This window comes from Candidatus Pelagibacter sp. Uisw_113, from assembly GCF_047717815.1.
Taxonomy (GTDB): Bacteria; Pseudomonadota; Alphaproteobacteria; order Pelagibacterales; family Pelagibacteraceae; genus Pelagibacter.
In genome coordinates this window covers 75,556-86,319 of the sequence record NZ_CP159809.1, presented here as the reverse complement: position 1 = coordinate 86,319, position 10,764 = coordinate 75,556, and the positions used below count along the sequence as shown (strand labels likewise).

At 30.1% G+C, this 10,764-nt stretch carries 11 protein-coding genes and 2 tRNA genes; all 13 read right to left on the bottom strand.

All coding sequences use genetic code 11. The features are described 5' to 3' along the window. Window positions 1-68: 68 nt before the first annotated feature. The 13 genes from ABXT39_RS00430 to dcd all read right to left on the bottom strand — a co-directional run bounded on the left by ABXT39_RS00430 (window position 69) and on the right by dcd (window position 10,707). Window positions 69-1,496, bottom strand: coding sequence for an exonuclease domain-containing protein (locus tag ABXT39_RS00430; protein WP_415295172.1), 1,428 nt, complete (start codon window positions 1,494-1,496; stop codon window positions 69-71). Between the two features lies 1 nt (window position 1,497). Next, window positions 1,498-2,184, bottom strand: a complete 687-nt coding sequence (locus ABXT39_RS00425; RefSeq protein ID WP_415295171.1) for a hypothetical protein — start codon at window positions 2,182-2,184, stop codon at window positions 1,498-1,500. A 37-nt stretch (window positions 2,185-2,221) separates the two neighbouring features. Beyond that, a complete protein-coding gene (locus ABXT39_RS00420; RefSeq protein WP_415295169.1) occupies window positions 2,222-3,319 on the bottom strand; it encodes a DNA recombination protein RmuC in 1,098 nt (365 codons plus the stop codon). A 181-nt stretch (window positions 3,320-3,500) separates the two neighbouring features. Continuing rightward, window positions 3,501-4,190, bottom strand: a complete 690-nt coding sequence (hisG, locus tag ABXT39_RS00415) for an ATP phosphoribosyltransferase (RefSeq protein ID WP_415295167.1) — start codon at window positions 4,188-4,190, stop codon at window positions 3,501-3,503. Continuing rightward, window positions 4,190-5,242 (bottom strand): ATP phosphoribosyltransferase regulatory subunit, encoded by a 1,053-nt coding sequence (locus ABXT39_RS00410; RefSeq protein WP_415295165.1) that lies wholly within the window; start codon window positions 5,240-5,242, stop codon window positions 4,190-4,192. The genes hisG and ABXT39_RS00410 overlap by 1 nt, the downstream gene beginning before the upstream one ends. Further along, window positions 5,220-6,617 (bottom strand): histidine--tRNA ligase, encoded by a 1,398-nt coding sequence (hisS, locus tag ABXT39_RS00405; protein ID WP_415295164.1) that lies wholly within the window; start codon window positions 6,615-6,617, stop codon window positions 5,220-5,222. The genes ABXT39_RS00410 and hisS overlap by 23 nt, the downstream gene beginning before the upstream one ends. Before the next feature lie 6 nt (window positions 6,618-6,623). Further along, a tRNA-His gene (locus tag ABXT39_RS00400) sits at window positions 6,624-6,698 on the bottom strand. Between the two features lie 215 nt (window positions 6,699-6,913). After that, window positions 6,914-6,989 (bottom strand) — tRNA-Phe (locus tag ABXT39_RS00395). Window positions 6,990-6,994: 5 nt separating this feature from the next. After that, window positions 6,995-7,210, bottom strand: a complete 216-nt coding sequence (gene infA, locus ABXT39_RS00390) for a translation initiation factor IF-1 (RefSeq protein WP_006997427.1) — start codon at window positions 7,208-7,210, stop codon at window positions 6,995-6,997. A gap of 2 nt (window positions 7,211-7,212) precedes the next feature. Then, window positions 7,213-8,499, bottom strand: coding sequence for a histidinol dehydrogenase (hisD, locus tag ABXT39_RS00385; RefSeq protein ID WP_415295162.1), 1,287 nt, complete (start codon window positions 8,497-8,499; stop codon window positions 7,213-7,215). Continuing rightward, complete coding sequence (locus tag ABXT39_RS00380) at window positions 8,499-8,894, bottom strand: DUF2948 family protein (protein WP_415284794.1); 396 nt, start codon at window positions 8,892-8,894, stop codon at window positions 8,499-8,501. The genes hisD and ABXT39_RS00380 overlap by 1 nt, the downstream gene beginning before the upstream one ends. Continuing rightward, entirely contained in the window at window positions 8,894-10,147 is a 1,254-nt protein-coding gene (gene murA, locus ABXT39_RS00375) for a UDP-N-acetylglucosamine 1-carboxyvinyltransferase (protein ID WP_415295160.1), read from the bottom strand. Before murA ends, ABXT39_RS00380 begins: the two co-directional genes overlap by 1 nt. A 2-nt stretch (window positions 10,148-10,149) precedes the next feature. Then, the gene (gene dcd, locus ABXT39_RS00370; protein ID WP_415295158.1) at window positions 10,150-10,707 is read right to left on the bottom strand and encodes a dCTP deaminase; all 558 of its coding nucleotides are present in this window, start codon (window positions 10,705-10,707) and stop codon (window positions 10,150-10,152) included. Between the last annotated feature and the right edge of the window lie 57 nt (window positions 10,708-10,764).

The window sequence follows — 10,764 nt, the reverse complement described above, 5'->3', positions numbered from 1 at the left end:
ATATAAATTTTTATTTTATTTATTCAATATGTAAAAAGGGATTTTTTTAGTTAATTAACAAAGGTTAATTATGCCTGCTCATATTTTTTTTGAATACCTTCAACAAACTCATTAATTTCGTCTAAAAACTTGAGCTTTTTCTCGTCTTTTTCGTTGGTATATCTATCTCTTAAGTTATCGCACTCAAAATAAAATTCTTTGCATGTCCACCATTTTTCTTTTTCATCACTTAATATTCTTTCTGCTATTCCACGTTTAATAGTCTTAAACATATCAGCAGGCAGTGCATCCGGTGATTCTTGATAAATTATCTTTTTTCCAAAGCTTACCATTCTCTCATCTTCAAATTTGTCTAATAAAATTAATTTTTCTTTCCAAGAAGCTGCGTGCCATTTTGGAAATAAAGCTGTGTCTTTTTGAGGTGTAAATTTTTTATAAATTGTCTCCTCTGCTAATAAATCAACCTGTGAATCAAATTGTGCTTTTTCTTCAGCAGTCTCTCTTAATACTGTTAAAATATTTTGAGAAAATTTCTCATTACTATTTACTAATTTTGCACGCTCTTTAATTAAATCAGGATCAAGTTTGCTATATGGCTCAACTTGTAATCCATAACTTGCATCTAAAATTATAGGAGCTTTGTTTGATCTTATAGTTCTTAAAAACTTTAATTTTTTAATAGCACTTTTAAGTTCAGAAATTGACATATCAAATAATGGAATAGGATCAATTTTAAGATCAAAAGCTTGGCCCCATTGATAGATTGGGTGAATACAATGTTTTGGATGAAGTGGTGCAACTACAAATCTATAATTTTTACCAAAATGATATTCAGCTAATGTAAACATTTTTTCTGTTTTAAATATTGTCTCGGTATCACTCTTGTTTGCTGTTCTTAAAAATGTATCCCATGTTTGAGGTTGATTTTTTTTGATTAAACCTAAAACTTTAACAGTTAACTCTGCATCAAATAAAGCACTGTGAGCTCCACTAGATTCAAATCCATTCATTCTAGCTAACGATTCTAGTTTCATGACTGCATTACCTTTTGCATTTATTTCTGTTTTTACAACACTTTCATCGACTGCATGAGCACCTCTTGCAATGTTTAAACCATCATGTCTTTTGTTGGGAGTTGCATTTGTAATATATGGATATCTAATTCCTCTAAAGAATTCGTTTCTTATCATCTCGTCATCAAAACCAATGTTTGACCAACCCATAAACATTGCTGGGCTCCATTTTTTAAATGTTGCTTCTAGTTGAGATAACATTTGGTAGTGACTTAAATTTCCTTTAGTTAATAAATCAACACTAGTTTTGTTAACTATCAAGGCCATTGCTTGAGGAACTTCTCCTTCTGGCAATCTACATCTAAAATTAAAACGATCTAATTCTTTAAAATTTGGATCAACTAAAATACCACCCACTTCGATAATACTTCCCCATGAAGTATTGGCGCTACTAGATTCAATGTCCCATATTGCTAAATTCATATTAGTTCATATTCCTTTGGTGATAGTATTGTTCGACTTTTTCTAAAAACTTATTTTGATATTCTTCTAGTTTAATACCTTGAATTCTAAAATCTTGAAATAAATTATCAACCGTACATAACAGGACAATTCCTTGGGTGATGTTTGAGTTGTAAACAACGTTATGAGCTAATGAATAAGCCCCTAATTGAAGATAATAGTCTTCAATCCACTCTTCTTTTTTCGGTTTGTTGGACTGTTTAAAATCAATGATAGTTTCTTGCCCCTCATACACTCCACAAGCATCACACGTTCCAGCATATTTTCCTGGATAGTACAATGTGGCTTCAGTTCCCCAAATCTCTGACAATTTATTTTTAATTCCTTGTTCAATAATTTCATCTGCCATTTTTTTAGATTTATTTTCTTCTTCTAATAATTCTAAATTTAATTGACCTAATAGATATTTTTCTAAATGAGAGTGCATTGATGTGCCTCTACTTGAAGCATCATTTTTAATTCTATTTGCTTCAGCAGCGCCCACTCTTGCTTTCCAATTTGCAAGAGATGCTTTTTTTTCTTCACTTTGTGTTGCTTGTAATATGGAAGTTACTGATGGAAGTTTTTGTTGATTTACAGCATACATTCTTGAACCACTCACCATTGACCTCATGGATTTTGGATAAGTAAATTTATTATTCCACTGCATATAGTTTGTTATAAGCGGTATTGAGGGAAAAAAGAAATTAATTTTTTGCTTGTTTTGAATGGTCAACAAATTTTTCTACGTTTTCTGTTTGAACAGCTTTATCAACTTGTTCAGGATCTTTAATATTTTCTAGGCTTCTACTGATCGATCTTGCATCTGTTCCAAACTTATCAACAACAATCATTGCTTCTTCTAATTTTTTTCTTAGAGAAACTATATTATCAAAGTGTTTTCCAAATCTTGAACTAATTGTTTTTAAGTGATCATAGATTTCGGTTGCACCCTTTTGAACTTTTAATGATTGAAAGCCCATGTGCAAAGATTGTAAATAAGCTGAAAGGGTATTAGGACCACAGATTACAATTTTATATTTTTTCATTAATTCTTGAGTTAATAATTCTTTAGTAGTTGGATCTTGGTATTCAGTTAATTCTTTATATAAACTTTCAGTTGGGGCATAAACAATTGCAAAGTCTGTAGTTTTTGGTGGAACAATATATTTTTCATTAACACTTTTAGCTTTTGCTTTAAATGCAGCAGCTAATTTTGCTCTTGCATCTGCAACAGCTTTTTTGTCATCAGCATCATAACCATCAGTAATTGCTTTAAATTTTTCAACTGGAAAATGCGAGTCTACAGGTACCATTACATCGCCCTGAAGTTTGATTGCAAATTCTACATTTTCACCTGTATCTTCTTTCATCTTAACGTTGGTCTGAAATTGTGAAGCTGGTAATAAGTCTTTGATTAAAGCATCCAATGAAAACTCTGCAAGAGTTCCATATTTTTTAACTCCGGCTAAAATTTTTGTTATACCTTCTTGGCTTTTATTTAATAATTCGACCTGACTATTAAAGTTTCCTACTTTTTCATCAACTTTTGTTAAGGCCTCTGTCATATCTTTAGTCACCCCAGTTGATAGGTTGTTAAATGAAGTCGACATTGAACCAAGTGAGGTATTAATAGTAGTATTTAAGGTATCTTTTAATGAAGTAATTTCTGTCTTTAAATTAGCCATCTCTTCAGCTTCTTTATTTTCACTCTCATCTTTTGACTTAGATCTTAAGTTTAGATAAAGGATTGCTAAAGCAACTCCTAGTAATAAGACTAAAACCGTTAGTAAAATTATGTCCATGATTCTATGAGATATTTTATAGTAAAAATTTGATTTATATATGTAATTATTTAAAACTGTCTCTATGGAATTAATCTTAATATTAAAAATACTACTTATTATAGGAGCTATTGTTGCAACTTATGCGGTGCTTAGAAACCTTGATATTATTAAGATTATTTTAATTTACGTTAAGGATACTCTACTTAGAAAGTAGCTTAACTAATTTTTTAACCAAACCATTTTTTAAAGAGGATTTTGAAACCATCATACAGGCCTCTGACTTTAAAATTTCACCATCTTTAAGAATTCGAAGGTTATTTGCTCTTAAAGTTTCACCAGATGAAGTAATATCAGTTATAATTTCTGATGACCCAGTAAAAGGATATGCTTCAGTTGCCCCTAAACTACTAACTAACTTAAATTGAGTAACTCCTTTTGAAAACAAAAACTCTCTTGTTAAATTGGGATATTTTGTTGCTACTCTTAATCTTTTTTTCTTTTTATCTTTAAATTCAAAAGCAATCTCTTCTAAATCAGCAACTGTTTGAACATCAATCCAAGGGTCCGGGATAGCAACAACCAATGTTGCTTTGCCAAATCCATAATTCTTAACGACACTTATCTTCTTTTGAATATTAACTTCGCTCTCTTTTAATAAATCATATCCAGAAAAGCCAAGATCTAAAGAGCCATCTCCAAGTCTTTCAACTATCTCCCTTGCATGAAGATATAATACTTTAATATTATTTAAGTTTTTAATAGATCCTAATAAATCTCTTTCACCTCTTTCTGAGACTAAATTTAATTTATTTTTTTTAAATATCTTTAAAATATCTTTTCTAAGACGACCTTTGCTTGGAATCCCAATATTAATAATATTTTTTGTCATTAGTAGTTTAAATTTAAAGCAGCTCCTACTGCTGGAACTTGTTTTTTTGATCCAAGGTCTGAAATTAATTTGTCGTATCGTCCACCGTTAATAATATTAATATTTTTAGATTTAGACTTAATATCAATTTTAAATACCATGCCTGTATAATATTCTAATTGACGCCCAAAAGACGCTGAGAACTCTACATTTAATTTTTGAATTTTGTTTAATGAGGTTGGAAAATATTTTTGATCTACAATTAAGTTAATTTTATTTTTTTTAAAGAAGATATTAAGTTTTCCAGCAGCTTGTCCTATTGGACAATTAATTTTTAAAAACTCTTTAATGATTTTTGAAACATTTTTACCTCTACTAGCTCTTCTTGGATCTTTAATCTTATTATCAAATCTCTTTAAGATTTCTTCAATTGATCTCCCCGCAACTACTGTTTGCTGATTATCTTTTAACATTTTTTGATATCTCTTTTTATCAACTTCAACAATTGTTGGATCTACATCAGAATTTGTCTCTAACCTTTTTAATAAGTCATTGAAATATGACTCTCTCCAAAAATGCCTTGAAAGTCTTAATTTCCATCTTTTCGGGATATCTAGTTTTGAAATTAATAAATTGAAAATCTCAACATTACCAATTTTTAAAGTTCCTGATGAATATTGTAAATTAGACAGAGATTTTAAGGCTGTATTAATAATTTCCTTATCATCTTTTTTTTCATCTTTAGAGCCAATGATCTCAAAGCCAACTTGGTCTCTAATAATAGAATCTTTTTTGTTATTTGATTTTCTATAAGCCTGACCGCTATAAAATATTTTCTCTTTTCCTTTAAGATTATTTTCTAAATATCTCAAGCAAGATGCTATTGTAAGGTCTGGTCTTAGACAAAGCTCACTACCATTTTGATCAGTAAATGAAAAAATAAACTTTCTAAAATTCTCTCCAGATCGTTGAACAATATGATTAGCTTCAATTACTGAAGGTAAATCAATATATTTAAACCCTTTAGATTTAACCGATCTAAGGATTTTTTCAGATAAATTTTTTGATTTCATCAATTAAATTTTCTTTTGGGAATGTTACTTGATTGTTTTCACCTTTAACTCCTAAAAGGTTTTTTAAAGTAATCGTATTATCTTTAAATTCATTTTCACCACAAATAACTGCTACTGGGCATTGTTTTTTATTCGCATACGTTAACTGTTTGCCTAGATTTTTCTTACTGTCTAAAAATATTTCAGAGTTAATATTATTGTCTCTTAAAACTTTTAAAATTTCATAATAATTTTTTAAATACTTTTCATCCATTACACAAATAATAGCTGGTTTTTTCTCATCAACTTCAATTTGATCAAGTTGCATCATTGCAAATAATAATCGGTCAACACCAATACTCATTCCAGTTCCAGGAATATCAACTCCCTTAAATCTTGAAATTAATTTATTATATTGTCCACCTGAACAAATACTTCCAATATCAACTTCTTTACCTTTGTTGTTTGTTGTTTTGAAATTTAAATTTGTTTCAACACAAAATCCGTCATAATAAGCAAGGCCTCTAACAATTGTAAAGTTTGTCTTTATTTGATCTAAATAATCTCCATAACTTGCTATTTCCAACAAATCTTCTAATTCTTTAATTCCTTCTTGAGATAAAGGGTTTTTTAAATTTTCTTTTAATTCTTTTAAGTCTTTTACTTTTAAGAAGTTGATTATTTGTGAAGCTTGATCATCAGTTAAGTCAGCACCTTTTGTAACAGCTCCACTTACATCTACTCTTTCTTTTTTTAATAAGTCTTCAACTCCTCTTAACCCAAAGCCAGGCTTATCTAATTTATCTATTGCTCTCATAACCCTTATCTTTTTGTCTTCAGATATTTTAAGGTCTTCAATTAAACCTTGAACAATTTTTCTATTACTAATGTTAATAACGAACTGATCTTTTTTTAAACCACAGGCAAGAAGTGTACTTGCAATTAAATTGCATAGTTCAGCATTTGCTTGGGCTGGGTTAACGTTACCAACTATATCAGCGTCACATTGTAAAAAGCTTCTATAACGAGCATTACCCGCTTTTTCATTTCTCCAGACATCGCCCATTTGATATCTCTTATAAGGTAAAGGTAATTCTTGATTGTTTTGAGCAACAAATCTAGCTAACGGACTTGATAAATCATATCTAAGAGTAATATTTTTCTCACCATCTTTAAATGAGAATACGTCAGACATAGAATTATTATCATCATCTGCAAGAAATGATCCGATGTTTTCTGAAATTTCAAATGAAGGAGTTTCAAGAGCAGCAAAACCAAATTTTATAAAATTAGTTTCAATAATATTAATTAACTTTTTCTTGAGAATTAATTTCTTGCCCCATCGGTCTTCAAATCCTGAGGGTAATCCAGGAATTAGTTTATTTTCTTTATTCATTTTTTTTGGTACCCGCGCTTGGAATCGAACCAAATCCTATAGTTCCACAAACTATCGTACTAACCGTTATACTACGCAGGCATTCCTTGTTTTTATATTATTTTTGTGTGGATTTAAAATTATATTATAAATAAATAGCCTAAAGGCTATGGAAACAAAGTCTATGAGTACTTCTTGAAGTCTCTCTGTACATAATATTCATAATCATAAACAGTCTTTTAGACAATTAAGAATAATTTTCAACACATAAATATAAAAAGACGTTGACCTTATTTTTAAATTTTTAAGAGAGGTGGTGGTGGCCCCAACTGGACTCGAACCAGTGACACACGGATTTTCAATCCGATGCTCTACCAACTGAGCTACAGGGCCCCATATTAACCTCTAAAAGTGATACGACCTTTGGTCAAATCGTAAGGTGTCATTTCGACTTGAACCTTATCACCTTGAAGTACTCTAATTCTATTCTTACGTAATTTGCCTGCAGCATGAGCTGTAACAATATGGCCGTTTTCTAATTTAACTCTGAACATTGCATTCGGTAATAAATCCTCAACAATTCCTGAGAACGACAGCATTTCTTGTTTTGACAAATTTATTTTCTCCTAATTCTTTTTTCTACCGACTTAGCGTGTCCCGCTAAACCCTCGTAGTTTGCAAGTGTTATAACTGATGGACCAAGGGTTTCAATCCCTTTTTTTGATAGGTTTATATATGAAATTCTTTTATAAAATTCATTAACACTAACTCCACTTGAATATCTTGCTGAAGAATTGGTTGGCAATACATGGTTAGAGCCAACATTATAGTCAGTCATTGCCATTACAGCATATTTTCCTAAACAGATAGATCCTGCATTTTTAATCTTCCCCACTACTTTTTTATAATTCTTAGTATTAAGTTCTAAGTGCTCAGGGGCAATTTTATTTACTGTATTAATAATTTTCTGATCAGACTTCATATGAATTATAATTCCATTATTAAGTAGACTATTTTTTGCAATTGCGGCTCTAGGTATTTCTTTTAATTGATTAATAATTTCATCATTAACTTTTTTAATAATTGATTTGTCTTTTGAAATTAAAATACATTGAGCAAGATTATCGTGTTCTGCTTGACCTATTAGATCACTTGCTATCCATTCAGGGTTTGAAAATTTATCACAAACAATTGTTACCTCAGAAGGGCCTGCAATCATTCCTTCAATTCCAACGTCTCCAAAAACTTCTTTTTTTGCTGCAGCTACGTACGAATTTCCAGGGCCTACAATTTTATCAACTTTTTTAATTTTCTTAGTGCCATATGCTACAGCTGCAATGGCAGATGGTCCTCCAATTGAATAAATCTCTTTAATTTTACATTTCTTTGCAGCATATAATACAGCTGGATTTTGTTTACCTTTTTGACCTGGATTAACCATGACTAGTCTTTTCACCCCGGCAACAATTGCAGGTATTGCATTCATTAAAACGCTAGAAGGGTATGAGGCTGTTGAACCAGGTACATAAATTGCAACTGATTCAATAGGTACGTATTTATACTCTAATTTATTTTTTAGTTTATCCGTATAAGAAATATTTTTGAATTTTTGTAACGAGTGGAATTTATAAATTCTATCATAAGCAAGATCGATTGCTTTTTTAACCTTTAGATCTAAAGATTGAATAGTTCTATTTATTTGTTTTATACTTGGGGCAATAACGCTATTTTTATTAAATCTCTTTTCATACTTTAAGATGGCTTTATCACCATTTTTCTTAACATCTTTAATAATTTTGATAACTGAAACTGAATTAAGTTGAACTTTATTTTTTCGTTTAGACAGTAATGCATCTAAAGTTTTATCAAAGTTTTTATTTTTACTATCTAATATCTTAATCATTAATCAGCTTTGTTTTGGTCGTCTAAGGTTACTTCAATTATTTCTGTTGATAATGTAATGTATGCGTTGTTTGTAAACATTAAGTTTATCTCATAGTTGTCATTATTCTTTAAATAATCCATACCAATTAACTCTAATTTTTCCTCAGGGTCGTTTTGTTTAATGTTTTTAGATTTAACTTTATCTACAAATTCGAATTTGCAAATACTGGTAACTTTTTTATCTTTCTCATCTGTTTCTACTTTAGATCTATTTAATGATAATAAAAAAACCTTGTTTGACTGAAGATATTTAATTTCATCAACTTTAACTTCAGCTCCAGAGCAACATGCTGAGATCACTTGTAGTCCCTCATTGTCTGTAGCTATAATTTTTGATAAATATTTTTTATTCATTAGTTAATTCTCTTAATTTTAGCCCCTACTTTTTTTAATTTCTTCTCTATATCTTCATAACCTCTATCAAGATGATATATCCTATTAATTACCGATTTTCCTTTAGCTGCAAGTGCTGCAAGAATTAAAGATACAGAAGCTCTTAAATCTGTGGCCATTAATTCTGCTGCTTCAAATTTAATATTTCCTTCTATGGTTGCTTTATTTCCATTTATGGAAATCTTAGCTCCCATTCTATTTAACTCCGCAACATGCATAAATCTATTTTCAAATATTTCTTCTTTAATATGAGATTTTTTATTAGCTTTACACAATAATACCATCATTTGTGCCTGTAAATCTGTTGGAAACCCTGGATAAGGGGACGTTTTAATATTTATGCTTTTAATCTTTTTACTTCCTTGAATAAGGATTTCATTTTTTCTTAAAATAATTTTTGATCCTACTTTTTTTAAGATATTAATTTCTGTACTTATTATCTTGGGATCAATTCCAGTAATCTTCAAATTTCCCTCCGTTAATGCTGCGGCTATTAAATAAGTTCCAGCCTCTATTCTATCTGACATTACTGAATAATTTAATTCTTTAAGGTTATTCACTCCTTCAATCCTAACCGTTCTCTTTGCAGTCCACTTAATATTACAGCCCATATTAATTAAAAAATTAACTAAATCTTTAATCTCAGGTTCAATAGCACAATTTGATAAGGTTGTTTTTCCTTTAGCTAAACATGAGGCTATAATTAAATTTTCTGTAGCACCAACTGAAACTTTAGGAAATTTTATATTCGCTCCTATTAACCCTTTGGGTGCATTAGCGTGAACATATCCCTGAATAATTTTATATTTAACTCCAAGTTTTGATAGAGCTTGCAAATGAATATCGACAGGTCTTGTTCCTATCGCACAACCGCCAGGTAATGAAACTTTTGCTTTACCAAATTTAGCAAGCAATGGTCCTAAAACTAATATTCCTGCCCTCATAGTTTTAACCAAACTATAAGCTGCAAAAGTTTTTGTTTGCCTAGTATTTTTGATAATTAATTCTTTTTTATTATCATCAATAACTGAACCTAATGACTTTAATAAAAGTATCATTGTTTCTATATCTTTTACTCTTGGAAGGTTTGCTAAAGATATTTTTTTATTTGATAGTAATGTTGCAGCTAGAATAGGAAGAGATGCATTCTTAGATCCTGAAATTCTAATGTGTCCCTTGAGCTTTGCTGCTCCAAAGACTTCCAATTTTTTCATGATTATACTTTTGGTAAAGTTACTCCAGTTTGACCCATGTATTTTCCTTTACGGTCAGCGTATGAAGTTTCAGGAGGCTGATCTCCTTTTAGAAATAAAAATTGAGCAACACCTTCATTTGCATAAATTTTTGCTGGTAGTGGTGTGGTATTAGAAAACTCAAGAGTAACTGTTCCAAAGAATTCAGATTCGATTGGAGTTACGTTCACTATAATCCCTGTTCTTGCATATGTACTCTTACCAACAACGATACACATAATATCTCTTGGTATTTTAAAGACCTCGATAGTAGTCCCAAGGGCGAAGGAATTAGGAGGAATAATAATATATTCAGAGCTTTTTTTAGTCACAAAATTATCTGAACTAAACTCCTTAGGGTCAACAATAGAAGAATTAACATTATGAAATATCTTAAATTCATCTCCTACTCTTGCATCATAGCCAAATGAACTAAGTCCATAAGAAATTTTACCATCTCTTACTTGCTTATCTATAAAAGGAGAAATCATTGATTCCTCAACTGCTAACTTCCTTATAGATTTATCGGAAAGTACTGACATTATTTACTTTTCTTCTTATTTTTTTTTTGAAAAATTTTTCTTTTTTTTAAATTCTTT